General features: G+C 71.6%; 24 protein-coding genes. 8 read left to right on the forward strand and 16 right to left on the reverse strand.

The window, feature by feature from the left end:
* Nucleotides 1-62 precede the first annotated feature (62 nt).
* From ACWDR7_RS00285 to ACWDR7_RS00295, 3 genes are all read right to left on the reverse strand, one after another.
* Nucleotides 63-1,265 carry a glycosyltransferase gene (locus ACWDR7_RS00285; protein ID WP_449852946.1) on the reverse strand — a complete coding sequence of 401 codons (1,203 nt, stop codon included), beginning with the start codon at nucleotides 1,263-1,265 and terminating at the stop codon, nucleotides 63-65.
* Between the two features lie 6 nt (nucleotides 1,266-1,271).
* Nucleotides 1,272-2,459 (reverse strand): glycosyltransferase, encoded by a 1,188-nt coding sequence (locus ACWDR7_RS00290; RefSeq protein WP_449852947.1) that lies wholly within the window; start codon nucleotides 2,457-2,459, stop codon nucleotides 1,272-1,274.
* A 123-nt stretch (nucleotides 2,460-2,582) separates the two neighbouring features.
* Nucleotides 2,583-4,010 carry a CCA tRNA nucleotidyltransferase gene (locus tag ACWDR7_RS00295; RefSeq protein WP_449852948.1) on the reverse strand — a complete coding sequence of 476 codons (1,428 nt, stop codon included), beginning with the start codon at nucleotides 4,008-4,010 and terminating at the stop codon, nucleotides 2,583-2,585.
* 95 nt (nucleotides 4,011-4,105) lie between these two features.
* On the opposite strand from ACWDR7_RS00295, the gene ACWDR7_RS00300 reads away from it, so the two are divergent.
* A complete protein-coding gene (locus ACWDR7_RS00300; RefSeq protein ID WP_449852949.1) occupies nucleotides 4,106-5,173 on the forward strand; it encodes a zinc-dependent alcohol dehydrogenase family protein in 1,068 nt (355 codons plus the stop codon).
* Nucleotides 5,174-5,209: 36 nt separating this feature from the next.
* Here ACWDR7_RS00300 and ACWDR7_RS00305 read toward each other — a convergent pair whose 3' ends face one another.
* Nucleotides 5,210-6,736, reverse strand: coding sequence for a DUF7059 domain-containing protein (locus ACWDR7_RS00305; protein ID WP_449852950.1), 1,527 nt, complete (start codon nucleotides 6,734-6,736; stop codon nucleotides 5,210-5,212).
* 86 nt (nucleotides 6,737-6,822) lie between these two features.
* Here ACWDR7_RS00305 and ACWDR7_RS00310 point away from each other — a divergent pair, with 86 nt between their 5' ends.
* The 3 genes from ACWDR7_RS00310 to trxA all read left to right on the forward strand — a co-directional run bounded on the left by ACWDR7_RS00310 (nucleotide 6,823) and on the right by trxA (nucleotide 10,417).
* Nucleotides 6,823-8,991 carry a DUF6049 family protein gene (locus ACWDR7_RS00310; protein WP_449852951.1) on the forward strand — a complete coding sequence of 723 codons (2,169 nt, stop codon included), beginning with the start codon at nucleotides 6,823-6,825 and terminating at the stop codon, nucleotides 8,989-8,991.
* A gap of 73 nt (nucleotides 8,992-9,064) precedes the next feature.
* Entirely contained in the window at nucleotides 9,065-10,030 is a 966-nt protein-coding gene (trxB, locus tag ACWDR7_RS00315) for a thioredoxin-disulfide reductase (protein ID WP_449852952.1), read from the forward strand.
* Nucleotides 10,031-10,057: 27 nt separating this feature from the next.
* Entirely contained in the window at nucleotides 10,058-10,417 is a 360-nt protein-coding gene (trxA, locus tag ACWDR7_RS00320; protein WP_449852953.1) for a thioredoxin, read from the forward strand.
* Between the two features lie 62 nt (nucleotides 10,418-10,479).
* Here the strand turns inward: trxA and ACWDR7_RS00325 are convergent, their stop codons facing one another.
* From ACWDR7_RS00325 to rpmH, 12 genes are all read right to left on the reverse strand, one after another.
* Nucleotides 10,480-10,830 carry a tryptophan synthase subunit alpha gene (locus ACWDR7_RS00325; RefSeq protein ID WP_449852954.1) on the reverse strand — a complete coding sequence of 117 codons (351 nt, stop codon included), beginning with the start codon at nucleotides 10,828-10,830 and terminating at the stop codon, nucleotides 10,480-10,482.
* A 59-nt stretch (nucleotides 10,831-10,889) separates the two neighbouring features.
* Nucleotides 10,890-11,147: a DUF7218 family protein gene (locus ACWDR7_RS00330; RefSeq protein ID WP_449852955.1), complete on the reverse strand. Its 258-nt coding sequence runs from the start codon at nucleotides 11,145-11,147 to the stop codon at nucleotides 10,890-10,892.
* A gap of 1 nt (nucleotide 11,148) precedes the next feature.
* The gene (locus ACWDR7_RS00335) at nucleotides 11,149-12,033 is read right to left on the reverse strand and encodes an SDR family oxidoreductase (protein WP_449852956.1); all 885 of its coding nucleotides are present in this window, start codon (nucleotides 12,031-12,033) and stop codon (nucleotides 11,149-11,151) included.
* Nucleotides 12,034-12,189: 156 nt separating this feature from the next.
* A complete protein-coding gene (locus ACWDR7_RS00340; RefSeq protein WP_449852957.1) occupies nucleotides 12,190-12,972 on the reverse strand; it encodes a hypothetical protein in 783 nt (260 codons plus the stop codon).
* Nucleotides 12,973-13,074: 102 nt separating this feature from the next.
* The gene (locus tag ACWDR7_RS00345) at nucleotides 13,075-14,070 is read right to left on the reverse strand and encodes a ParB/RepB/Spo0J family partition protein (protein ID WP_449852958.1); all 996 of its coding nucleotides are present in this window, start codon (nucleotides 14,068-14,070) and stop codon (nucleotides 13,075-13,077) included.
* Nucleotides 14,070-14,996: a ParA family protein gene (locus ACWDR7_RS00350; protein ID WP_449852959.1), complete on the reverse strand. Its 927-nt coding sequence runs from the start codon at nucleotides 14,994-14,996 to the stop codon at nucleotides 14,070-14,072. The genes ACWDR7_RS00345 and ACWDR7_RS00350 overlap by 1 nt, the downstream gene beginning before the upstream one ends.
* A gap of 2,181 nt (nucleotides 14,997-17,177) precedes the next feature.
* The gene (rsmG, locus tag ACWDR7_RS00355; protein WP_449852960.1) at nucleotides 17,178-17,825 is read right to left on the reverse strand and encodes a 16S rRNA (guanine(527)-N(7))-methyltransferase RsmG; all 648 of its coding nucleotides are present in this window, start codon (nucleotides 17,823-17,825) and stop codon (nucleotides 17,178-17,180) included.
* A 25-nt stretch (nucleotides 17,826-17,850) separates the two neighbouring features.
* Nucleotides 17,851-18,363: a Jag family protein gene (locus ACWDR7_RS00360; protein ID WP_449852961.1), complete on the reverse strand. Its 513-nt coding sequence runs from the start codon at nucleotides 18,361-18,363 to the stop codon at nucleotides 17,851-17,853.
* Nucleotides 18,364-18,376: 13 nt separating this feature from the next.
* Nucleotides 18,377-19,459, reverse strand: coding sequence for a membrane protein insertase YidC (gene yidC / locus ACWDR7_RS00365; protein ID WP_449852962.1), 1,083 nt, complete (start codon nucleotides 19,457-19,459; stop codon nucleotides 18,377-18,379).
* 3 nt (nucleotides 19,460-19,462) lie between these two features.
* A complete protein-coding gene (yidD, locus tag ACWDR7_RS00370) occupies nucleotides 19,463-19,813 on the reverse strand; it encodes a membrane protein insertion efficiency factor YidD (protein WP_449852963.1) in 351 nt (116 codons plus the stop codon).
* Nucleotides 19,810-20,175 carry a ribonuclease P protein component gene (gene rnpA / locus ACWDR7_RS00375; RefSeq protein WP_449852964.1) on the reverse strand — a complete coding sequence of 122 codons (366 nt, stop codon included), beginning with the start codon at nucleotides 20,173-20,175 and terminating at the stop codon, nucleotides 19,810-19,812. Before rnpA ends, yidD begins: the two co-directional genes overlap by 4 nt.
* A gap of 31 nt (nucleotides 20,176-20,206) precedes the next feature.
* Nucleotides 20,207-20,344 (reverse strand): 50S ribosomal protein L34, encoded by a 138-nt coding sequence (gene rpmH / locus ACWDR7_RS00380; protein ID WP_043595303.1) that lies wholly within the window; start codon nucleotides 20,342-20,344, stop codon nucleotides 20,207-20,209.
* 301 nt (nucleotides 20,345-20,645) lie between these two features.
* Here rpmH and dnaA point away from each other — a divergent pair, with 301 nt between their 5' ends.
* The 4 genes from dnaA to ACWDR7_RS00400 all read left to right on the forward strand — a co-directional run bounded on the left by dnaA (nucleotide 20,646) and on the right by ACWDR7_RS00400 (nucleotide 25,373).
* Entirely contained in the window at nucleotides 20,646-22,049 is a 1,404-nt protein-coding gene (gene dnaA, locus ACWDR7_RS00385; RefSeq protein WP_449852965.1) for a chromosomal replication initiator protein DnaA, read from the forward strand.
* Nucleotides 22,050-22,508: 459 nt separating this feature from the next.
* Entirely contained in the window at nucleotides 22,509-23,651 is a 1,143-nt protein-coding gene (gene dnaN, locus ACWDR7_RS00390) for a DNA polymerase III subunit beta (RefSeq protein ID WP_449852966.1), read from the forward strand.
* Between the two features lie 50 nt (nucleotides 23,652-23,701).
* Nucleotides 23,702-24,886, forward strand: coding sequence for a DNA replication/repair protein RecF (recF, locus tag ACWDR7_RS00395; RefSeq protein WP_449852967.1), 1,185 nt, complete (start codon nucleotides 23,702-23,704; stop codon nucleotides 24,884-24,886).
* Nucleotides 24,879-25,373, forward strand: a complete 495-nt coding sequence (locus ACWDR7_RS00400; protein ID WP_449852968.1) for a DUF721 domain-containing protein — start codon at nucleotides 24,879-24,881, stop codon at nucleotides 25,371-25,373. The genes recF and ACWDR7_RS00400 overlap by 8 nt, the downstream gene beginning before the upstream one ends.
* Nucleotides 25,374-25,418: the final 45 nt, after the last annotated feature.

The following is a 25,418-nucleotide window of genomic DNA, read 5'->3' on the forward strand; positions in this document are numbered from 1 at the left end:
GCACCGGGGCACAACGGCAGGATCCCGCCGCAGCGTGGCAGAGCGCCGACGCCACGGTCCGGTCAGCGCACGCGCTCGTAGACCTCGATCATCGCCGCCGTGCTCGCGGACTGACGGAACCGCTGCCGCACCGCCGCGTCGGGCGCGGGCGCCGATCCGGACCGGATGTCGGCCGACGCCCGCCGCAGCGCCGCGGCGAGGGCGTCGACGGACGCGTCCGCGCGATCCGGTTCGCCGACGTGCCAGACGCCGGAGCCCACCTCGGCGGCGATGTCGGGATCGCTCATGACCGACGGCGTGCCGAGCGCCGCCGCCTCGAAGGGCGTCATGCCCTGCGTCTCGAAGCCGATCGAGGTCTGCACGAGCGCATCGGCGGCGCGGATGCGGGCGAGGGTCTGCTCGTAGGGGAGGCCGCCGAGGAACGTCACCGTCTCGTCGAGCCCGTAGCGGCGCACGATCCGCTGCGCCGCGCGGCGCTGGGCGCCGCCGCCGATCACCTCGACGCGCATCGGGGCGCCGGCGCGCGCGACGGCCTCGAGGAACGGAAGCAGCCGCTTCTCGGGGCTCATCCTCCCGATCCACACGAACGCGGGCACGTCGCCGTCGCGGCGCGGGGCGGCGCGCTCGGTCGACATCCTGTCGAGCACGTCGTCGTCCATGCCGTTCCAGATCGCGTCGACGCGCGCGGCGACACCGTGCCGCTCGAGCCGCCGGGCGAAGTGGTGCGAGGGCGCCGTGACCGCCGACGCCGTCTTCGCGAGCCCGCGCAGATAGGCCCAGCCGTCCGATCCGGGCCCGCTGCCCGGCATCACGCGGCGGCGCCACGCGTTCAGCGCGCGCAGCACGAGCTCGGGGAACGGGGCGGTGGCGCGCAGGCCCACGTCCACCCGGTTGTGCATCGTGTGCACCACGGGCAGGCCGTGCCGGCGCGCGTAACGGTATCCGAGGAGGGCGCCCCAGAAGTCGGCCTGCACGTGCACGACGTCGGCGTGCGGGCGCGACGCGAGCGCGCGCTCCACCGCGTCGTCCGAGCGCCGCCCCGGCCAGGTGAAGGAGTACTCGAGGTCCACCGTGACGGGGATCGACGGCAGGTCGGCGTAGGCCGGGTCCGCGGCGTTCACCGCCGCGCGCGGGCCGTGCCGCCGCGGCGCGACGATCGTCACCGTGTGCCCCGCACGCTCGAGGTACCGCCGCTGCAGCCGCGTCGACACCTGCGCGCCGCCCAGCGTCTCGACGTGCTGGTCGGCGAACATCACGATGTGCACGGCGGCCTACTCGGGCAGGGGCTCGCCGCGGTACAGCGCCTCGAACGTGTCGAGCGTGCGATTGATGTCGTGCGCCTGCACCATCTCGAGCGACGCCTCCTGCATGCGGCGGCGCTGCTCGGGATCGGCGGTGAGCACGTCGGTGAGCCGCGCGGCGAGCGCGTCGACATCGCCCGGCGGGAAGAGGTAGCCGTTCTCGCCCTCGTGCACGAGGTGCGGCAGGGCCACGGCGTCGGCGGCCACGACGGGCAGGCCCGACGCCATCGCCTCCATCGTCGCGATCGACTGCAACTCGGCGATCGACGCGATCGCGAACACGCTCGCGCGCGTCAGCGCGGCACGCAGCTCCTCGTCGGTGGTGTGCCCGAAGAACGTGACCCGGTCGCGGATCCCCAGCTCCTCGGCCAGCTTCTCGAGCGAGGGTCGCTGATCGCCGTCGCCGACGAGGTCTAGCTTCACGTCGAGGGCCGGGTCGAGCTTGGCGACGGCGCGCAGCAGCACGTCCACGTGCTTCTCGGTGGTGATGCGGCCGACGAACACGACGCGGTTCTCGGTGCGCGGCGACAGATCGGGCGTGTACTTCGACTTGTCGATGCCGCAGCTGATGGGGATGACGCCGGCGATGTCGATCGTCGATTCGAGGAACTCCGCCGCCTTGCGCGTGGGCGTGGTCACGGCGGCCGTGAGGTCGAACGTGCGCTTCGCGTCGCCCCACGCCCACTTCACGAGAAGGCGGTTGAGCGCATCGGGCAGCATCGTGGAGTCCACGATGTTCTCGGGCATGACGTGGTTCGTCGCGATCACCGGGATGCCGCGCTTGCGCGCCTCGCGCGCGAGGCCACGGCCGATGACGATGTGCGACTGGATGTGCACGACGTCGGGGCGCACGCGGTCGAGCACGGCGCGCGCGTAGTGCTTGGAGCGCCACGGCCACACGAACCGGAGCCACTCGTGGCCCGGCCAGCGCACCGACGGCAGCCGGTGCATCATGAGCTCGCGGCCCTCGATCGTCTCGAATCGGGGCTCGGCGCGGCGGTAGCGCGTGTTCGGCGCGGAGACGTGCACCTCATGCCCACGCTCCACGAGGCCCGCGGCCAGCCGCTCGGCGAACCGGGCGGCGCCGTTGATGTCGGGCGAGAACGTGTCGCATCCGAGGAGGATCTTCAGCGGCTGCTCGTTCGACGTATGGTCCACCCCACGAAGTTACCCGGGGAGGGCCCGGTTTCCGCGGCGCCCTGCCGGGATTCGGGGGTTACCCGGAGTTCACCGGGCGCGTCCTTCCCGTGCGAGCCCGGCGGGGTGCCCGGCCGCGCGCGCTCAGCCCTGCTCGGCCCACCACGCGCGCAGGCGGCGCTCGGCCTCCTCCTCGCCGAGCACGCCCTCGTCGAGGCGCAGATCGAGCAGGAAGCGGTAGGCGGCGCCCACCTGCGGGCCGGGCCGGATGCCCAAGATCTCCTGGATGCGGTTGCCGTCGAGCTCGGGGCGCATCGCCTCGAGCTCCTCCTGCTCGCGCAGCGCGGCGATCCGCTCCTCGATGTCGTCGTAGGCCGTCGCCAGGCGCATGGCCTTGCGCCTGTTGCGCGTGGTGACATCCGCGCGGGTGAGGATGTGCAGCCGCTCGAGCTCGTCGCCCGCGTCGCGCACATACCGCCGCACGGCCGAGTCGGTCCACGCGCCCTCCGAGTAGCCGAAGAAGCGCAGGTGCAGCTCGATGAGCTTCGAGACCGAGGCGATGGTGTCGCCGTCGAAGCGCAGCGCCTGCAGCCGCTTGCGCGCCATGCGCGCGCCGACCACGTCGTGGTGGTGGAAGGTGACGGCGCCGCCCTTCTCGAGCTTGCGGGTGCGCGGCTTGCCGATGTCGTGCAGCAGCGCGGCCAGCCGCAGCGGGATGTCCGGATCGGCGCCGGGACGACGCGCGTGCTCGTGCTCGATCGCCTGGGTGAGCACCGTGAGCGAGTGCTCGTACACGTCCTTGTGGTGGTGGTGCTCGTCCACCTCGAGCCGCAGCGCCGAGACCTCGGGCAGGAACTCCTCGATGAGGCCCGTCTCCACGAGCACGCGGATGCCGCGCACCGGATCCTCCGTGCCGAGCAGGCGGGTCAGCTCGCCCTGGATCCGCTCGGGGCTCACGATCTCGAGCGTGCGGCCGAGCCGCTCGATCGCGGCACGCGTGGCGTCCTCGATGTCGAACTCCAGCTGCGACGAGAAGCGGGCGGCGCGCAGCATGCGCAGCGGGTCGTCGCCGAAGCTCACGGCGGGATCGATCGGGGTGCGCAGCACGCCGGCGAGCAGATCCTCCACGCCGCCGGTGGGGTCGACCAGCTGCACCGACGGCACGCGCAGCGCCATGGCGTTCACCGTGAAGTCGCGGCGCGTGAGGTCGGCCTCGAGCGTGTCTCCGAACTCGACGGCGGGCTTGCGCGTGGTGCCGTCGTAGCTGTCGGCGCGGTACGTCGTGATCTCGACCTGCTCGCCGCGCACGCGCGCGCCGATCGTGCCGAACGCGCGGCCGATGTCCCACTGCGCGGTGCTGATCGGGGTGACGATGCGCAGGATGTCGTCGGGCCGCGCATCGGTCGTGAAGTCGAGATCGTGCGTCGCGCGGCCGAGCAGCGCATCGCGCACGGGACCGCCCACGATCGCGAGGTCGTGCCCGGCGGCGGCGAACGCCCGGCCGAGCTCCGCCACCACGGGGGAGGCCGCGAGGTCGCCGAGGCGCGCGAGTCCGGCGGCCATGTTGAGCATGCGTTCCAGGGTAGCCGGGGCGCGCTGAGGGGCCGGTCGAAGGCGGAGCGGCCAGCGCCGCGCCACCTCCGGCGCGACGGCGATACGCTCGGATCATGCTGGCGACGATCCTGTACGGGCCCCGCGACATCCGCGTCGAGGAGGTGCCCGATCCGCAGCTCGCGACGGAGGGCGGCGGCGTCGGCCGCGACGCGATCGTGCGCGTGGTGGCGGCGTGCGTGTGCGGCTCCGACCTGTGGCCCTACCGCGGCGTGACGGAGCCGAAGACGCCCAAGCGCATCGGGCACGAGATGATCGCGGTCGTCGAGCGCGTCGGCGCCGACGTGTCGCGGGTCAAGCCCGGCGACTTCGTCATCGCACCCTTCTACGACTGCTGCGGCGAGTGCGCGAACTGCCGCAACGGCTTCACGCCCTCGTGCCTCGAGCGCGGCGGCTGGGGCGGCCGCGACCACTGGGGCCTCGACGTGGACGGCTGCCAGGGCGAGCTCGTGCGCGTGCCCCACGCGGACGGCACGCTGAAGGTGGTCGAGGGCGGCCTGCCGGACGAGTCGATGATCCCCAGCCTGCTCACGCTCTCGGACGTCTTCCTCACCGGGCACCACGCCGCCGTGTCGGCCGGCGTGCGCGAGGGCTCGACCGTCGCGGTGGTGGGCGACGGCGCCGTGGGGCTCTCGGGCGTGCTCGCCGCGAAGCGCCTGGGCGCCGAGCGGATCGTCGCGATGTCGCGCCACGAGTCGCGCCAGCGGCTGGCGACGGACTTCGGCGCGACGGACATCGTGCCGCAGCGCGGGGACGAGGGCGTCGCGGCCCTCAAGGACATGTTCGGCGGCATCGGGCCGGACTGCGTGCTGGAGTGCGTGGGCACGAAGGAGTCGATGGATCAGGCGCTGCGCTCCGCGCGCCCCGGCGGCGAGGTCGGGTTCGTGGGCGTGCCGAACGGCGGCCCGGAGCTGCCGATGCGCACCATGTTCTCGACGAACGTCGGCGTGCGCGGCGGCGTGGCGCCCGTGCGCGACTACGTCGACGAGCTGCTGCCCGAGGTGCTGGACGGATCACTGAACCCCGGCGCCGTGTTCGACGCGAGCTTCGCCCTCGCCGACGCCGCGGAGGCGTATGCCGCGATGGACGAGCGGCGCGCGATCAAGTCCCTGCTGCGCCCCTGACGTCGGCGGTGCTTCCGACCGGGGCGGACACGAGGATCAGTCCGCGAAGGTGAGGAAGCCGTCGAGCAGCAGCTCGCGGATCGTCGGCAGCAGCGCGGCGCGCAGGCCGGCGGCGTCCGCCTCCAGCAGCTGCGCGATCGCGTCGATGAGCACGCCGGCGGGCAGCTCGCCGTCGCACGCGCCGAGCAGGCCGGCGAGCGCCGGGTCGGCCTGCACCGATCGGCCGAAGCCGCCGCCCTGGCGCAGCTCGATCACGCTCGGCGCCTCCTCGCCGGGGCGGTGGTGGCGCGCCTCGGTCACATCCGCGGCCGTGCGCAGCCGGGCCGCGGCGAGCGCCTCGTCGTCGAGGGCGGCCGCGCGGTCGTGGTGCGCGAGCGCCGCTGCGAGGTGCGATCCGAGCGCTCCCTCCGACGGGATCGGGCTCGTGACGCGCTCATATCGTGCGAGCGTCGGCTCCCCCTCGGCGCGGCGCAGCAGCACGTAGCCGAAGCCGATCGCCGTCACCCCGCGGGCGGCGAAATCGTCGAGCCACGCCGTCAGCAGCGCGTCGAAGGCCGCCGATCCCGGCGTCGTGCCGCCGTCGCGGATCCACATCTCCGCGTACCGGATCGGGTCGAGTTCCTCGCGCTCGATCACCCACGCGTCCAGCGGCACCGGCGACGCCGCGACCCACGCGCGCACGCGATCCAGACCCGCCACGCCGTCGCGGGTCTCCCAGTTGGCGAGCATCTGCGCCGCGCCGCCCGGCTCCAGGTGGGGGCCGACGCCCGCGACGACCTGCTCGACGAGCGCGTCGCCGATCAGGCCGCCGTCGCGATACTCGTAGGCGGGCACGCCCTTTGCGCGCGGCGTGATGACGAACGGGGGATTGGAGACGATGCGGTCGAACCGTTCCCCCGCCACGGGGGCGAACAGCGATCCCGTCCGCTCCTCGACGCCGTCCACGCCGTTGAGATGCGCGTTCAGCCGCGCGAACGCGAGCGCGCGCTCCGAGATGTCGGTGGCGACGACCGCCTCCGCATAGCGCCGCGCCCGCAGCGCCTGGATGCCGCACCCCGTGCCGAGGTCAAGCACGCGGCGCGCGGGGGTGGGCAGCTGCAGCCCCGCCAGGGTGAGCGACGCCCCTCCCACGCCGAGCACGTGGTCCTCGTCGAGCGCGCCGCCGCCGAGCGCGAGCTCGTCGAGGTCGCTCGCCACCCACCACTCGCCCGGCCCGCGGTCGTCGTGGAACGACTGGGGGCGCACGATGGCGCGCGGGGCGACGACGTCGCCGTCTCGCTCCGCCAGCCCCAGCCGCTCGAGGCCGGCCGCGCCCAGGGTCGGGAGCGCGCGATCGACGTCCGCAGCCGGCTGCCCGACGCCGAAGACGAGCAGGCGGGCGAGCACCGCGAGCGGGTCGCGCCGGTCGCCCAGGCCGCGCAGCGCCGGCTCGCGCAGCCCGCGGCCGGCCGCGTCGTCGGCCTCCACGCCCCAGGCGGCGCGCAGCGCCTCGGAGCGGAACCGCGCGGCGGCGAGGTCCGCGGCGAGCGCTCGGCACAGGGCGGGGTCGGGACGGGGCACCATGCGTCCTATTCAAGCGGAGCCGCGGTGCCTGCCGCGCCGCACGGCCTGCGGGGAACGCCCAGGCGCGTTCGTAGGATGGTTCCGGCATGTCCGCACCCCGTCGCCCCTCCAGCACGACCGCGCGCAGGCGGCGATTCCTCGCCCCCCTCCCCGCGGTGCTCGCCGCGCTCCTGACGGCCGGGCTCGCCGGGCCCGCCGCCGCCGACGCGCGCCTGGTCGACGCCGCCACCCTCTCGCCCACGCCCACCCCGACGGCCGGAACCGGCGAGGACGACGACGAGCAGCGCGCGCGGCTGACCCTCACGCCGTCGGCCGGCACGATCGGCGGCGAGGACGAGGTCGCGGCGACCGCCTCGATCGAGAGCCCGCTGGGCCTCGCCGCCGTCCCGGCGGGAACCGTGACGCTTCGCATCGGCGACCAGCCGCTGCCGGATCGCGCCGCGCTGGAGGCCTGGCTGGACGGATCCTCGTCCGCGCGCCTCGTCGACCTCGACACCGCGGAGGCGGGGGTGACGGCGCCGGGCGCGTCGCAGACGATCGCGCTTCGAGAGGACGAGCGCACGACCGCGCGTGCGCCCGGCGTCTATCCGCTCCGCGCCGCGCTCTCGGGAGGGGGGCAGCGTCTCGAGGACGACGCGCTCGTGCTCGTGGAGGGCGGCACGCGCCCGTCGATCGCCGTCGTCGTCCCGCTCACGGCCCCCGCCACGGATCGCGGACTGCTGACGAGCGAGCAGCTCGCGCAGCTCACGGTCGCGGGCGGCTCGCTCACGACGCAGCTCGAGGCCGTGGCGGGCACGCAGGCGGTGCTGGCCGTCGACCCCGCCATCCCCGCTGCCATCCGCGCGCTCGGCTCCTCGGCGCCGGCGTCGGCCATCACGTGGCTCGAGCGCCTCGAGTCGCTGCCGAACGAGCGCTTCGCCCTCGGGTTCGGCGACGCCGATCCCGCGGTCCAGATCGCCGCCGGATTCGGCGATCCGCTCGCCCCCCTCTCCCTCGCGCCGTACCTGCCGGGGGCGGGGGAGCCCGCGCCCCAGCCGTCCCCGGAGCCGACCGGCGATCCCACCCCCACACCCACGCCCAGCCCGACGGCATCGGCGGCGCCCGACCCCGGCTCGCTCGACCTCGAGGAGCTGCTGTCGATCGGCGGCGATCCCGCCGCCGTGGGCTGGCCCGATCCGGCCGCGGTCGACGCCGCCACGGTCGCCGCGCTGCGTGATGCCGGCAGCGCCTCGCTCGTGCCCTCCACCGCCACGGCCGCCGGGGCGGACGGGGCACCGGTCCCGCCCCGCGCCGACGGAGCCCTCGTGTACGACGCCGCGGCGTCGGAGCTGCTGTCGGCGGCGGCCGCGCTCGAGGACGAGCGCGCACGGGAGGAGGCCCTCGCCGCCGCGCGCGCCTCCCTCTGGCTCGCCGCGGGAGAGGTCGGCGGCACCCTGCTCGTCGCGCTCGAGCGGCAGGGCGGCGTGGACGCCGGCGACGACCGCCTCGACCGCGACCCGTCCCCGCGACCCGCGGAGGCCGTGTCGGATGCGGTGGCGACCGCGAGCTCCTTCGCCCCGCTCACGCTCGCGGCGCTGCTCGCCGCCGCCCCCGTCCCCGTGGACGTCACGGGTCCCGGCCCCGATGCGGCGCGCGTGGCCGCCGCGAACGAGATGCACGGCCGCGAGGATCGGCTGACGCAGCTCGGCAGCATCCTGAACGACCCCACGCTCCTCACCGCCCGCGCACGCGCCGAGACGCTGCAGCTGCTGGGCACACCGTGGAGCGCGCACCCGGACGCCTGGGAGGCCGCCGTGGCGGCCGAGCGCGAGTCGATCACCGCCCTCGGCGGCGCGGTCGGCATCGTGCCGCCGAGCGACGTGCAGCTGCTCAGCTCCGAGGCGCCGCTGCCGGTGTGGATCCGCAACGATCTGCCGTACCCCGTCACCGTCACCCTGCACGCCCAGCCCGACAATCCGCGCGTCGCCGTGCAGGAGACGACCACGGTGGAGGCCGCGCCGTCCCAGAACACGCGCGTTCGCGTTCCCGTGGAGGCGGGCATCGGCAACGGCCAGGTGCGCATCTCGCTGTCGCTGCAGAGCCCGACGGGGGTCGCGGTCGGCGCGCCGCAGGCCATCGACGTCACCGTGCGGGCGGACTGGGAGCGCGCCGCGATGATCGTCCTCGGCGTCCTCGTGGCCGGTCTGGCCGTGCTCGGCACGATCCGAACGGTCCGCCGCCGTCGTCGCCGCGCGGCCGCTGCCGGGCGTGACTAGCACCGCGATCCTCAGCCGCGCGGAATACCCCGCGGCTAGTATGGGTTGAGGTCGGCGAACACAGGAGGCGCGCGTGCGACAGCTCATCATCATCGGATCGGGTCCGGCCGGGTTCACGGCCGCCATCTACGCGGCGCGTGCGAACCTCAAGCCGCTCGTCATCGCCAGCTCGGTGGAGGTGGGCGGCGACCTCATGCAGACCACCGAGGTCGAGAACTTCCCCGGCTTCCCCGAGGGCGTCATGGGCCCCGACCTCATGGCCAAGATGCAGGAGCAGGCCGAGAAGTTCGGCGCCGAGATCGCCTACGACGACGCGACCGAGCTCGACCTCGACGGCCCCGTCAAGCGCGTGACGCTCGGCAGCGGCAAGGTCGAGGAGGCCCGCGCGCTGATCTTCGCGACCGGATCGGCCTACCGCAAGCTCGGCGTCCCCGGCGAGGAGGCCCTCTCCGGCCACGGCGTCTCGTGGTGCGCCACGTGCGACGGCTTCTTCTTCCGCGACAAGACGGTCGCCGTCGTCGGCGGCGGGGACTCGGCGCTCGAGGAGGCGACGTTCCTCACGAAGTTCGCCTCGAAGGTGATCGTCATCCACCGCCGCGGCGAGCTGCGCGCCTCCAAGGCGCTGCAGGACCGCGCGTTCGCGAACGACAAGATCGAGTTCATCTGGAACACCGAGGTCGTCGAGATGCTCGGCGCCTCCGGCCTCACGGGCGCGCTGCTGCGCGACCTCACCACCGGCGAGCAGCTGGAGCTCCCGCTCGACGGCATGTTCGTCGCGATCGGATCGGACCCGCGCGTACACCTCGTGCACGGCAAGCTCGACCTCACGGCCGAGGGCACCGTCGCCGTCGACGGGCGCTCGTCGCGCACCTCGGTCGAGGGCGTCTTCGCCGCCGGCGACGTCATCGACCCCACGTACCGCCAGGCCGTCACGGCCGCCGGATCGGGCACCGTCGCGGCCCTCGACGCGGAGCACTACCTCGCCGCGCAGGAGGATCTCGACAATGCCGAGGCGCTGGAGCAGATCGCCACCGTCTGACACGGGAATGCGCGGCGCGCCGCCGCGTTGACACCGACAGATCCGAAGACAAGGGAGAACGACATGACCGCCAAGGCAACCACCTCGGCAACCTTCGAGCAGGACGTGCTGCAGGCCGACGGCCCCGTGCTCGTCGACTTCTGGGCCGAGTGGTGCGGCCCGTGCCGCATGGTCTCGCCCGTGCTCGACGAGATCCAGGCCGAGCACCCCGACAAGATCACCGTGCTGAAGCTGAACGTGGACGAGAACCCGGATCTGGCGATGAAGTACCAGATCACCTCGATCCCCGCCATGAAGGTGTTCCAGGGCGGCGAGGTCGCCACGACGATCATCGGCGCGAAGCCGAAGTTCGCCCTCGAGCAGGACCTCGCGCAGTACCTGAGCTGATCAGCCCCGCAACGAAGTGACCCCGGTCGCCAGTCGGCACCGGGGTCTCTTCGTCTCTCGGTTCACGCCCTGTCGATCACCCGCACGACGGCGTCCCAGCGGCGGTGCGTGTTCTCCTGCCCGATGAGCCGCCACACCGCCCGTGTGAGCTCGGGGTACTCGGCCGCGATCTGGCGCAACAGGCGCTGATTGCGCGCCCGCGTGGGACGCAGCCCGCCATCGGCCTGGATGTGCTCCGCGCGCAGGGTGAAGACGACCAGCTCGTCGACCGTCGGCAGGTCCTCCATGAACTCCCACGGGTCCTCGCCGGCCCGCAGCCGCTCGTGCACGAGGGCCGCGAGCTCGTCGCCCGCCTCGGCGCGCAGCAGCTCCACGCTGGCGCGCCGGCGCGGTGCCGAGTGCTCGTCGTCCATCAATCCAGCCTAAGGCGCGGGGGCTGGACGGGCTCCGGACCCGCACCGCGCCCGGCCGGTCAGTGCCGCCGGAGGCGGTCGATCAGTTCGTCCTTCTTCAGCTTCGAGGTGCCCTCGATGCCCAGCTCCTTCGCGCGGTCGCGCAGCTCGTCGACCGTGCGCTCCTCGTAGTTCTCGGCCTCGCCGCCGCGCTCACCCACCTTCTCGCGGCCGTCGCGGGCGGCGGCGTTCGCGATGCGCGCGGCCTTCTCCTTCGAGTTGCCCTCGTCGCGCAGCTTCTCGTAGAGCTCCTCGTCCTTGATGCTCGGGTTCGGCATCTCAGAACCCCTTTCCCCCCGTGACGGGGATGACGGCGCCGGAGACATACGACGCCTCGTCGCTTGCGAGATAGACGTACGCCCCCGCGAGCTCGCTCGGCTGGCCGGGCCGGCCGAGAGGCGTGTCCTTGCCGAAGCTCTCGACCTTGTCGTCGGGGAATCCCGTGGCGGGGATGAGCGGCGTCCAGATCGGCCCCGGTGCCACCGCGTTCACGCGGATCCCCTTGGGGCCGAGCTCCTGCGCGAGGCCCTTCGTGAAGGCGACGAGCGCCGCCTTCGTCATCGCGTAGTCGAGCAGCCCCGGCGACGGCTCGGCCGCCTGGATCGACGTCGTCGTGATGATCGATGCCCCCGCCGACATGTGGGGTACGGCCTCTCGGGCCAGCAGGAGCGCGCTCGTCATGTTCGTCGCGAAGACGCGCTCGATCTCGGAGAGCTGCAGGCTCTCGATCCCATCGCGCTGCTTCTGATATGCCGCGTTCGGAATGAGGATGTCGAGCCCCCCCAGCTGCTCGACCGCGCCCGCGACGAGATCGATGCAGGACTGCTCGCTGCGCACATCGAGCGGGAAAAGCGCGCAGGTGCGCCCCGCCTCCCGGACCAGCCGCTCCGTGTCCTGCGCGTCCTGCTCCTCCTCCGGCAGGTACGCGATCGCCACGTCCGCGCCCTCGCGCGCATAGGCGATCGCCACGGCGCGCCCGATCCCGGAGTCACCACCGGTGATGAGGGCCTTGCGCCCCACCAGGCGCTCACGACCCTGCCACTCGTTCTCGCCGTGATCGGGGGTGGGAGCCATCTCGCCGGTGTGCCCCGGCTGCGACCCCTGCTGCTGAGCCGGCGGCTGCTCGGCGGGTTCGCGCGGATCGGTGGTGTTCGGATCGGTCATCTCTGCCTCCTCCTAGACGATTCGCACGCCGGCCTGGGCGTACGTCATCCACCCTCGCGCCGGCCCGCGACGCCCGATACCCCCTTGACACGCCCCGGCCCTGCGCAACAGCCGGCGGGCCGTCGCCGGCACACCGAATCGGTCCGGCCGCAGCCGTCAGGCTGCGGAGCGCTTCGCGCGGAACCAGGCGTTGCTCGCCGGCAGCCACAGCAGCACGATGGAGCCGACGCTCAGCACGAGGCCCAGGAGCGACTGCGGCTGTCCGTTGCCGATGTTGGACAGTGCGCTGATGGCATTGAGCGCGAAGACCACCGTGAGGGCGATGCGCGCCCAGCCCTTCCCCTGCCAGGTGAAGAACGCGAAGACCGCGAGCCCGATGATCACGAGCACCGGGATCACCAGGGCGCCGAACAGGAAGGCGCCGTCGATCCCGGGGTACTGCACCAGCAGGAGCAGCGCGGCGACGACGCTGAACAGCCCGAGCCCGGCGATCACCCACGCGAGGATGCAGGCGGTCGTCACCTGGCGCGGTCGTCCGGCCGGCGGGACGGGGGCCGACCCGTACGGCTGCCCCGGGTATCCCGGCGCCGGGTATGCGCCCGGGTATCCGCCGGGCTGCGCAGGACCAGAACCCGGGTACGGCTGGGGCGTGCCGGAGTACGGAGGCTGAGCCGGCGCGGGGGAGGGGGCGCCCGGCGCGGCGCCGGGGTGGCCCGGGTATCCGCCGGGGTTCGCGTGGGACGCGGCGGCCGCGGGAGGAACGACGGGCGGCGTGGCGTGGTCGCCCGAGCCGGGCGCGCGGGGTGCGGCCGGGGGCGGCACAGATCCGGGTGCGGCCGGGGGGATCGCGTCGAACGGCGAATCGACGACGGGCTCGGGTGTCGGAATGGACGCGGGCTGCTCGTCGCGGTTCTGGTCGCCGCGGTTCTGATCGCTCATGTTCGCGAGCCTAGGGCCGCCGACCGAGCACCGCGAGGGGTACCACTGCCCATACCCGCAGCGCGCCGAGGGCGCCTCCGGATTCGGGCGCGGATTCCTCGCCTACTCGCCGTACGATTCCTCGCCGATCTCCGCGAGGATCCGGTTCAGGTCCTGGATCGATGCGAAATCGATGGTGACCTGGCCTTTTCTGGCGCCGAGACTGATCCGGACGCGCGTGTTGAGCCGATCGCCCAGGCGCGAGGCAACGTCGTCGAGATACGCGCGGCGGGCTCCCGCCTTCGGCTTGGGCTTCGGATCGTTCTTCTCCGATCCCGCCGCCATCGCCTTCGCGGCAGCCTCGGCGGCGCGCACGGAGAGGTCCTCGTTCACCACCTTGTCGGCCAGGCGCTGCATCGCCTCGGGATCGTCGAGCGAGAGCATGGCACGCGCGTGGCCGGCACTGAGCACGCCCGCCGCCACGCGCTGCTGCACGGGTACGGGCAGGCGCAGCAGACGGATGGTGTTGCTGATCTGCGGGCGCGAGCGCCCGATCCGCTTGGCCAGCTCGTCCTGCGTGATGCCGAAGTCCTCGAGCAGCTGCTGGTAGGCCGACGCCTCCTCGAGGGGGTTCAGCTGAGAGCGGTGCAGGTTCTCGAGCAGCGCGTCGCGCAGCAGGTCCTCGTCCGATGTGTCGCGCACGATCGCCGGGATCGTCTCGAGGCCCGCCTCGCGCGAGGCACGGGTGCGGCGCTCTCCCATGATGAGCTCGTAGGTGCCGTCGCCCTTGTCCCGCACGACCACCGGCTGCAGCACGCCGAACTCTCGGACGCTGTGCACGAGCTCCGCGAGGTCGTCGGGGTCGAAGTGCGTGCGCGGCTGACGCGGGTTCGGCACGATGGCGTGCGGGTCGATCTGGACGAGTCGCGCGCCGGGCACCGCAACGAGGTCGGCCTCCGGCTCGGGCGCGGGCGCCTCCTCGGCGGCCGCCTCGACCGGGGCGTCCTTCTTGGTCTTGCTGCCACCCGGGAAGAAGACGTCCACCGGGCGGGTGTTCGTCGACTCGGAGGTGGGGATGAGGGCGCCGATGCCTCGGCCCAGACCCGTTCGCTTCGCCATCAGGATGTCCCTTCTTCCGTGCGTCGCGCGCCACGGGTCACGATCTCGAGTGCGGCCTCCCGGTAGGCCACGGCGCCGGCGGAGCCGCCGTCGTAGGTGATGACGGTCTGCCCGAAGCTCGGCGCCTCGGAGACGCGCACCGAGCGCGGGATGAGCGTGTTCAGCACCTCGGTGGGGAAGTGCTGGCGAACCTCATCGGCCACCTGCTGCGAGAGCTTGGTGCGCTGGTCGTACATGGTCAGCAGGATCGTCGAGACGTGGATCCGCGGGTTCAGGTGCTTCTGGATCATGCGGATGTTCCCCAGTAGCTGACTGAGGCCCTCGAGCGCGTAGTACTCCGCCTGGATCGGCAGGAACACCTCGTCGGCGGCCGTGAACGCGTTGATCGTGAGCAGGCCGAGCGAGGGCGGGCAGTCGATCAGGATGAAGTCGAACGGGGTCTCCGCGCGCTCGAGGAAGTCGTCGAGCGCCGTCTTCAGCCGGTGCTCTCGCGCCACCTGGGAGACGAGCTCGATCTCCGCACCGGCAAGGTGGATCGTGCTGGGCACGCAGAACAGGTTCTCGTGCTCCGGGCTCTGCTGAATGACATCCGCGATCGGGAACTCGTCGATGAGGACGTCGTAGACGCTCGGGACATCGGCCGTGTGCGGCACGCCGAGGGCCGTGGACGCGTTGCCCTGGGGGTCGAGATCGATGACGAGCACGCGACCGCCCAGGGTCGCGATCGCCGCGGCGACGTTGACCGTGGTCGTCGTCTTCCCGACGCCGCCCTTCTGGTTCGACACGGTCATGATCCGGGTCTCGCCCGTGAACGTGACCTCCGCCTGCGCGAGACGCTTCCTGCGCGCGCTGAGATCCGCGAGCTCGCGGGCGAGCGGGGTGTCGTCGGGAAGCGAGAAGGAGCTCTCGTTCTCGGACTGTTTCACGTGAAACACACTCTTTCGCTTCGCTTCCGGCGGGCAGGTTCCACTCTAACCCGCGGGCCCGACAGGAACTTCGGCCGACCGCCGTGGCGCGTGATGTTTCACGTGAAACTGCGAGCGCGCGGACGGTTACGCCGGCGGCCGGGTGTGTGTCGCTTCAATCAAATGCCGAGCGATCTCGTTCCACGCGCACCCGTGAGCGTCCGAGACGACGGATCGGGGACTCGGGGGCGTTTCACGTGAAACGCCGGCTGGCCGCGTCGTTCCGCACGTTCGCGCTGCGTCGCGCGGCCGCGTGGGCGTGACGGCGCGGTCGCTGATCGAGCCTCCGGGACTCGAGTGTGCAGATGGATCGAGTGAACGGGTCGAGGTCGCCCGTCCGGTGCTGGCGATCGGGATCCTCTCCACCTCGCGGGCGCTGGCTCACGAGCAGGTGTCGAGCCCGGTTGTGGTGTTCGCTCCGTCCCGTGGCCGCGCGGGCGTGACGGCGCAGTTGCTGAGCGAGAGCCGAGCCACCCCCGGGGCCCGGGAGCGCGGATGGTCTGAGTGAACGGGTCGAGGCCGCCCGTCCGGTGCCGGCGATCGGGGTCGTCTCCACCTCCTGCACCTTGAGGGCGCGCTCGACCACTCGGCCCCCGCGATCCCCCTGCGTCTGTTTCACGTGAAACATCGCACGGCGCGGGCGCTGGCGCGTGAGCGCGTGTCGAGGACGGTTGTGGCGGTCGCTTCATCTCCGCGGCTTCGCCGATCCGTTCAGCAACCGAGAGGTTCAACCGACCAGAGAGGCGCGAAGCGCCGGAGCGGAGACGGGCCGAGCGAGCGCAGCGAGCCGACGCCGACGGCGCAGGCCTTGCTTTCGACTCGCTTCGCTCGCTCAAGCCGTCTCCGCTCGCTTCGCTCGGTCGACGACCGGCTGCGGTGGTCGCTTCATCTCCGCGCCTGCGGCGCTCCGTTCAGCAACCGATGAGTGCAACCGATCGGGTGCGACCCCACGGTTGCTGAACGAGTGCCGCGCCAGCGGCCGGAGATGAAGCGACCACAGCAACTCCCGCTCGTCGACCGGAGGCGCGAAGCGCGGGAGCGGAGACGCACCGAGCGAGCGCAGCGAGCCGACGCCGACGGCGCAGGCCTTGCTTTCGACTCGCTTCGCTCGCTCAAGCCACCTCCGCTCTGTTCGCTCGGTCGACGACCGGCTGCGGTGGTCGCTTCATCTCCGCGCCTGCGGCGCTCCGTTCAGCAACCGATGAGTTCAACCCCACGGTTGCTGAACAGATTGAGCGCAGATGAAGCGATCAGGGCAACGTCGTTCGTCGACCGGAGGCGCGGAGCCGCCGGAGCGGAGACCGGCCGAGCGAGCGCAGCGAGCCGAGGCCGAGGGTGCAGGCCTTGCTTTCGACTCCGGGCGCTGCGCGGCCTCCGCTCAAGCCGTCTCCGCTCGCTTCGCTCGGTCGACGACCGGGTGCGGTGATCGCTTCATCTCCGCGGCCTCCGGCCGCTCCGCTCAGCAACCGATGAGGTGCAACGCACGGTTGCTGAACAGAGCGAGCGCAGCTGAAGCGACCAGAGCAACACCGCTCGTCGACCGGAGCGCCCGCAGGGCGCGGAGCGGAGACGGGCCGAGCGAGCGAAGCGAGTCGAGGCCGAGGGCGCGGGCGATGCTTTCGACTCGCTTCGCTCGCTCAAGCCGTCTCCGATCGCTTCGCTCGGTCGACGACCGGTTGCGGTGGTCGCTTCATCTTCGCGGCCGCCGGCCGCTCCGTTCAGCAACCGAGAGGTTCGACCAACTGGCGAGACTCCCGGTTGCTGAACGAAGTGGGCGAAGCGAACGGAGATGAAGCGACCACAGCAACTCCGCTTCTCGCCCGAGGCACGCGCGGCCACGGCAGCGATGAGCTGAACGAGCGAGCGATCAAAAAAGGTGCGACATTTGGGACTCCACGCCTCCGGCACTCCGTTCAACGACCGGTGGATTGCAGCCCTCGGGTTCCGAGCGAGGGGGAGCGGTCGATGGGCGGGTTTCACGTAAAACATCCGGGTCGTGACTGGCTCGAGCCAGCGCGCACATCCCCCGCATGCGTTTCACGTGAAACATCCCTCACGACGAACCGCGCATTCGGGGCGAGCAGAGGCCGGGCGGCAGCACACGTGCGTGACGAGCGCCACCCCCGCGTTTCACGTGAAACGTCAGGCGCGGACGCGAGCCCGAACCACGCGGGTCTCCTCGGCGAGCAGACCCTCACCGAGGACCTCCACGCGAACCTCGCTCAGCGTGAACCTCCGAATCTGCTTCGCCGCCGCCTCGATCTCGTTCTCGGCGTTGCGGCCCTTGAGCAGAATGAGCTCTCCGCCGTCGCGGACCAGGGGAGCGGTCCACGGGATGAGGGTCCGCAGCGCCGACACGGCCCGCGCCGTCGCGGCATCGAGCAGCCCCTCGAGACCGGCCTCTTCCGCGCGCGCCCGATGCACCGTCACGTTCGCCAGGCCGAGGCTCGCCACCTGCTCCTCGAGCCAGGCCACGCGGCGCTCCATCGGCTCGATCAGCTCCCACGTCACATCCGGACGGGCGATCGCCAGCACGATCCCCGGGAGCCCGGCGCCCGAGCCGACGTCGCCCACGCGCCCGCGGGACGGGAACAGGGGAGCGGCGATCGCGCAGTTCAGCAGGTGCCTCGTCCAGAGTCGGGGCAGCTCCTGCGGCCCGATCAGCCCGCGCTCCTCGCCATGCGCGACGAGCGCATCGGCATAGGCGCGCGCCAGCCCGATGCGATCACCGAACAGCGCGGCGGCCTCGGCCGGCTCCGCCTCGACGGGGGGAACGGACGGATCGGTCATGAACGCTCCTCGTTCCGCGACGGGCTCAGCGACGGCGGATGACGGTGTGCCGATCCGCGCCCTCGCCGTACGACTCGGAGATCAGGCCGCGCGCCGCGACGACATCGTGCACGAGCTTGCGCTCGTACGACGACATGGCGGGGAGCGACGCCTGCGACGCGCCCTCGTCCAGCTTTGCCACGGCGGCGTCGACGAGTCGCTCCAGCTGGCGCTGCCGCGTCTCGCGCGATCCGCCGATGTCGAGGATCAGCCGCGAGAACCGCCCGGTCTCGCTCTGCACCGCAAGGCGCGTCAGCTCCTGCAGCGCCTGCACGGTGTCGGGGTCGGCGAGTCGGCGCAGCGACTCGTCCTCCGACTCCACCGACACGTAGGCGCGGCTCTGGCGGACGTCGAGCGTGAGGTCGCCGTCGATGTCGGCGATGTCGAGCAGGCCCTCGAGGAAGTCGGCCGCGACGTCGCCCTCGCGCTCCAGCTCGGCCTCGGTCGGCTCTTCGGCGCCGGGCATGTCGGCACTGGGCAGGGGAGTGGTGTTCACCATCGTCCTCGTGCGGTCAGGAGTCGGATCCGGACGGCGCGGCGGCGCCAGGGTCGGGCTGACCATTGCCCGGCTTCGGCTGCTTCTGCGCCTGCTTCTTCGCGCGCTGCTTGCTCATCGGCTGCTGGCGCTTGGCACGCTGCTGCCGCTCGAGCTCGGCCTGCCGCAGCAGCTCCTCCTGCTCGCGCTGGTACTCCTCCATCGACACGACCTTGCCCTGAGAGTTCAGTGCCTTGCCCTTGCGCGCCAGGCGCTCCTCGCGGGCCTTCGCGGCCTCCGAGCCCGGCGTCGGCATCGAGCGGATCACGAGGAACTGCTGCCCCATGGTCCAGAGGTTGTTGAAGAACCAGTAGGTCACGACGCCGAGCGGGAAGGCGACACCCGAGAAGATCATCGCGAACGGGATGATGTACAGCATGATGCGCTGCATCTGGTACGCCTGACCGGTCTTGGCCTCGGGCGAGAGGTTCTTCGACACGATCTGCAGCTGCGTGAAGAACTGTGTCGCGATCATGAGCGCGACGAGGATGATCAGCAGCACGATCGCGGCCACCGACACCGGCGACGCGTTGAAGTGGTCGATCAGCGTCATGTGCAGCGGCGCGACGTCGAACAGCGACGCATCGTTGAACTCGTGCACCCGCTCCGGCGTGAACAGCCACGAGTTGCGGCCCGAGCTGTCGTTCGCCGCCCACGTCTTGATGTCGAACAGCGTCCAGTACAGCGAGAAGAAGATCGGCATCTGGATGAGGATCGGCAGGCAGCCGCCCACCGGCGAGGTGCCGTGCTTCTTGTACAGATCCATCGTCTCGCGGCTCATCGCCTCGCGGGAAAGCTGGTCGCGCTTGCCCTTGTACTTCTCCTGGATCTTGCGCATCTCGGGCGCGATCTCCATCATCTTCCGCTGGCTCTTGATCTGGCGGATCGTGAGCGGGAAGATCAGCAGTCGCACGATGACGACCACGCCGAGGATCGACAGCACCCAGGTGAGGCCGCCGGCCGAGTCCATGCCGACCGCGGTGAACAGCCAGTGCCAGCCGACCAGGATCGCCTCGATCACCCAGCGGATGGGGAAGAGGAGGGTTCCGAAGAAGTCCACGGATCAGTCCTTTCGGCGCGGCACCACGAAGCCGCGGGGGGTCAGGTCAAAGCGGAAGTTCGAGTGGGGCGGCACGTCATCGACGCCGCCGGCCGCCCATGGGTGGCACCGGGCGATGCGCGCGAGCGCCATCCCCGATCCTCTCACGAGGCCGTGCTGCTGCACGGCGCCCACGGCATACGCGGAGCAGGAGGGGAAGTACCGGCACACATCGCCGTACAGCCTCGAGATCGTCGCGCGATACGCGATCAGCAGCGCCACACCGAGATTGCGCGGCGCGAGCGGAATCGCCTGGAGCGCGTCGCGCGGATCGAGGCGCGCGGTGCCGTAGGAGCTGGCGGGGAGCACGCTCACCGCGACGCCTCCCGTCGGCCGGCGGTCAGCACCGACCGTCGCTCCAGGCAGCGTCGCACCTCGGCGCGCAGCTCGGCGAACGAGGCGTCGGCAGACGACGGGAGGGCGCGGATGATGACATCCGCGCCCTCCCGTACGTCGGGCAGCGCCTCCGCGCAGACGGCCTTCAGCCGCCGCCGCACGGTGTTGCGCACCACCGCGCCGCCCACGGCCTTCGTGATGATGAAGCCGAAGCGCGCCGGGCGCGCCTCGTCCGTCAGCACCGCGTGCGTCACCACATGCGCGCCCGCGCACCGCGCCCCCCGACGGGAGACCGATCGATAGTCGATCCCGCGGGTCAGGCGATTCGGCCGCGCGAGCACGCTGGACTGCCGTGACGCCGTGCCGTCGGCCTTACGCCGAGAGCTCGGTGCGGCCCTTGCCGCGGCGGGCGGCGAGGATCGCGCGGCCGGCGCGGGTGCGCATGCGGGCGCGGAAACCGTGCTTCTTGGCGCGACGACGGTTGTTGGGCTGGAACGTGCGCTTGCTCATGGAAAATCACTCCGGAGGATGCGTCACCGGTTTCCCCGGGGACAGTCGGAACAGCGCCCTCGAAAGGGCATAAGTCAACCGACATAGACTACGTCGCCCCCGCTGCCCGGCGCAAATGGCCCGGCAACCTGACAGTATCTCCACAGTCCGCGCGATCCCCGGGCAGGACACGCACGAGGGTTTGCCGTCCCCGCGCGTCCTGGCTAGCCTGTGGAGAGTTATCCACAGGACGGGGCCGCGCCCCGCGACCCGATGCGTGCGCGGCAGGATCGTCGTGACGCGCTCATCCACGAGGGGGGACATGTCGACGCAGGAGGTGCCGGACGTTCCGGTGTGGGCGGCCGTGCTGGCGCAGCTCGAGACGGACGACCGGATAAGCGCCCCGATGTGGGGCTTCCTGCACCTCGCCGTCCCGCAGGGAGTGATGGGCGGCACCGTGTACGTCGAGGTGCCCAACGACCTCACGGCGGCGCAGATCAACAAGCGCATGCGCGCCCCGATCATGGACGCCCTCGCGGCCGTCGGCGGCGATGTCCACACCTTCCGGGTGGTCGTGAACCCCGACATCGGCGACCAGCCCTACGTGCCGGAGCCGGTCCCGATCGCGGTCGAGGCCGCACAGCGCCCGATCGCCGAGAATCCCACCGAGAGCACCGGCGGCGGCAGCGCGGCCCGGGGCGAGACGCGGCTGAACCCCCGCTACACCTTCGACAACTTCGTCATCGGCCAGTCGAACCGGTTCGCGCACGCGGCCGCGGTGGCGGTGGCCGAGGCACCGGCCAAGGCGTACAACCCGCTCTTCATCTACGGCGACTCCGGCCTCGGCAAGACGCACCTGCTGCACGCCATCGGCGACTACGCGCTCAACCTCTACAGCGGGGTGCGCGTGCGGTACGTGTCGAGCGAGGAGTTCACGAACGACTTCATCAACTCGATCGCGAACAACCGCGGCGCCGCCTTCAACGCGCGCTACCGCGAGGTCGACATCCTGCTCATCGACGACATCCAGTTCCTGCAGGGTCGCGCCGAGACGCAGGAGGCGTTCTTCCACACCTTCAACACGCTGCACGACCACGACAAGCAGGTGGTCATCACGAGCGACGTCGCGCCGCGCCTGCTGACCGGCTTCGAGGATCGGATGCGCAGCCGCTTCGAGTGGGGCCTCATCACCGACGTGCAGGCGCCCGACCTCGAGACCCGCATCGCGATCCTGCGCAAGAAGGCGCAGTCCGAGCGTCTGCTCATCCCCGACGACGTGGTCGAGTACATCGCGAAGAACGTCTCCACCAACATCCGCGAGCTCGAAGGCGCCCTCATCCGCGTCTCGGCGTTCGCGAGCCTCAACCGCTCCGACGTCGACGTGCCGCTGGCCCAGACCGTGCTGCGCGACATCGTGGATCAGGCCGAGGACAACGTCGTCTCGCCGACCGACATCATCACGATGACCGCCGAGTACTTCAAGCTCACCGTCGACGACCTCTACGGCTCCAGCCGGTCGCAGGCCGTCGCCCAGGCCCGCCAGATCGCGATGTACCTGTGCCGCGAGCGCACCAACCTCTCGCTGCCGAAGATCGGGCAGCTGTTCGGCGGCCGCGACCACACCACGGTCATCTACGCGTGCCGCAAGATCGCCGACCTCATGAAGGAGCGCCGCTCCATCTACAACCAGGTCAGCGAGATCACCACGCAGCTCAGCCGCCGCTGATCCGGTTCCCGTCACCCCTCGTTCACCGGATGGGGCGTTCGGAATGCGACGTATTCCTGAACTCGTCCTTGACAGTGCGCGTCGGCGACCCCTATAAATCTCTTTCCCCAGTGTGGACAGCCTGTGGATAACTGTTGAGACACACCCTGCGGCCTGTGAGCGACACGCGGTGCGGATGTGGACCGGCCTGTGACCGCGACCGCCGGAGGACGAGATTCCCTCACCGCTCATCCGCAGCCGTTCCACATCTCACACGGATGTAGTTCCCTACGCGCGACAGGCATCCACAGAGTTATCCACATTATCCACAGCAGTGAATACCAAGAAAGAACATCTCTTCCTTGTGCGCGATCCGATGACCTTCACCGGACGAGCCGGCGCAACACGGCGTCTGCCGGTGGGCACTAGCATGGGATTCCCCACGGATAGGGAACCGTGGCGATACGAGGGGATCCACCTGTGAAGTTCCACGTGAACCGTGATGTCTTCAGCGAGGCCGTGTCGTTCGTCGTCAAGCTCCTGCCTCAGCGGAACCCTCAGCCGATCCTCGCCGGCGTGCTCATCGAGGCATCCGAGGACGGCTCGCTCGCGCTGTCGGCGTTCGACTACGAGGCGTCGGCGCGCACGACGATCGAGGCGACGGTCGACGAGCCCGGCACGATCCTGGTCCACGGCCGCCTGCTCTCGGACATCGCGAGCCGCCTGCCGAACGCGCCGATCGAGATGGTGACGGAGGAGGACGGCAACATCGCCCTCACCTGCGGCTCCGCCCGGTTCGCCCTCGCGGCGATGCCCGTCGAGGAGTACCCCGCGATCCCCGAGGTCTCCGGCGAGTCCGGTCTCGTCCCCGCCGAGGACTTCGGCACCGCGATCTCGCAGGTCGCCTTCGCCGCCTCGCGCGACGACGTCACCCCCGTGCTCACGGGCGTGCAGCTGGAGGTCACCGGCACGCAGCTCAGCCTCGTGGCGACCGACCGCTACCGCGTGGCGCTGAGCGACATCCAGTGGGACGGCAGCCAGGACGAGGCGCACGCGCTCGTGCCGGCCCGCACCCTGCAGGAGGTCGGCAAGACCTTCTCGCACGGCGGCGAGATCTCCATCGCGTTCAGCGGATCGGGCGACCGCGAGATCATCGCGTTCACGTCGGGCAACAAGACCGTCACCTCGCTGCTCATCAAGGGCAACTTCCCCCCGGTGCGCCGGCTGTTCCCGGAGCAGACCGACCACTACGCCGTGGTCAGCACCGCCGATCTCGCCGAGGCCGTGCGCCGCGTCTCGCTCGTGCTCGACCGCTCCGCGCCGCTGCGCTTCACCTTCACGACCTCGGCCGTGACGATGGACGCCTCCGGCGGCGACCAGGCCCGCGCGTCGGAGTCGGTCGACGCGCACCTGCAGGGCGAGGACGTCACGCTCGGGCTCAACCCGCAGTACCTCCTCGAGGCGCTCGGCGCCGTGAAGAGCGAGTTCGCGCGCATCACGTTCACCTCGAGCGAGAACGCCAACAAGCTCAGCCCCGTGCTCATCACGAGCCAGACCTCGGTGGATCAGGCCGGCAGCGACTCGTTCAAGTACCTGCTGCAGCCGAACCTGCTGCTGCGCTGAGTCCGCCACGGCCTCGGCCCACTGTCGGGCCCGAAAGCTAGGGTTTTCGAGTGATCATCGAGCACTTGAGCCTGAAGGACTTCCGCAACTACGCGGAGGCCGAGCTCGAGCTGCTGCCTGGGCCGAACGTGCTCGTGGGGCGCAATGGACAGGGCAAGACGAACCTCGCCGAGGCCGTCGCCTACCTCGCCACGCTCGGCTCGCACCGGGTGTCCTCCGATGCGCCGCTGGTTCGGGAAGGGGAGGATGCGGCCTTCGTCCGCGCCCGCCTCGCCCACGGCGCCCGCCGCATCGTTCTCGAGCTGCAGATCAACCGGCAGGGATCGAACCGCGCGCGCATCGGCGGCTCGCCGTCACGCCCCGGTGAGCTGCCGCGATACGCCCAGGTCGTGCTCTTCGCGCCCGAGGACCTGCAGATCGTGCGGGGCAATCCGTCCGAGCGCCGGCGCTTCGCCGATCAGCTGCTCGTGCAGCGCACCCCGCGGCTGGCGGGCGTGCTCGCCGACTACGACCGCACGCTGCGCCAGCGCACCACGCTGCTCAAGTCGGCCAGGGCGCGGGGCATGAAGGCCGCGCAGCTGACGACCCTCGACGTGTGGGACGACAAGCTCGTCTCGCTCGGATCGGAGATCATCGACGCGCGCATCCGGCTGGCGCAGGATCTGTCAGGACCGGTCGCCGCGGCGTACGAGGGCGTGGCGGGGGCGGATCATCGCCCCGAGCTGTCGTGGACGCTCACGATCCACGGAGCCGACCCCGAGGACGGGGAGGATGCCGACGCCGGCGGCGAGGGCGAGACGGCGGCGCAGTTCCGCGCGGCGCTGGAGGCGAAGCGCCCGCTCGAGCTCGAGCGCGGGCTCACGCTCGTCGGCCCGCACCGCGACGACCTGCTGCTGCGGCTGCGCGGCCTGCCCGTGAAGGGGTACGCGTCGCACGGCGAGAGCTGGTCGGCCGCGCTGTCGCTGCGGCTCGCCTCGGCCGAGCTGCTGCGGGCCGAGTCGCCAGGCGGCGATCCGATCCTCATCCTCGACGACGTCTTCGCCGAGCTCGATGCCGACCGGCGCGCGCGCCTGGCGGGGGTCGTCGCCGGGTACGAGCAGGTCATCGTCACGGCCGCCGTCTCGGCCGATGTGCCGGAGCCCCTGCGCGCCAACGCCGTGCGGATCGAGCACGGGCGCATCCTCGGCGCGCTCGCCGACCATCCCCTCACCGCCGGGGAGGACCGCGATGAGTGAGCCGACCCCCGAGGTGCCCGAGACGCTCGCCACCTACCTGCGGCTGCGCGGGCTCGAGCCGTCGAAGTACGCCAAGCGCCGCCGGCGACGCCGGCCCGCGGAGGGCGACGAGAACCTGCCGTTCACGCCGGGACGCGATCCGAAGCCGGTGGGCGACGCGCTCGACGCGCTGTCCAAGCAGCACGGCTGGTCGGGCCAGCTCGCGCGCGAGGACCTCGTGCGGCGATGGGAGGAGGTCGCCGGCGCCGAGACGGCCCAGCACTCGACCCCGACCTCGCTCGTCGACGGCACCCTCACGATCCAGTGCGACTCGACGGCGTGGGCCAAGAACCTGCAGTTCATGCGCTCGCACATCCTGACCCAGGTCGTCACCCGCTTCCCTGACGCGGCGGTCGAGAACGTGCGCTTCGTCGGACCCGACGCCCCCACCTGGAAGTGGGGTCCGCGCACGGTGCCGGGTCGCGGGCCGCGCGACACCTACGGCTGATCGCGCGAGCCGAGGCCGTGCGGCGTCACAGCGCCCGCAACACCC

The sequence above is a fragment of the Microbacterium sp. NPDC003461 genome, assembly GCF_053588335.1.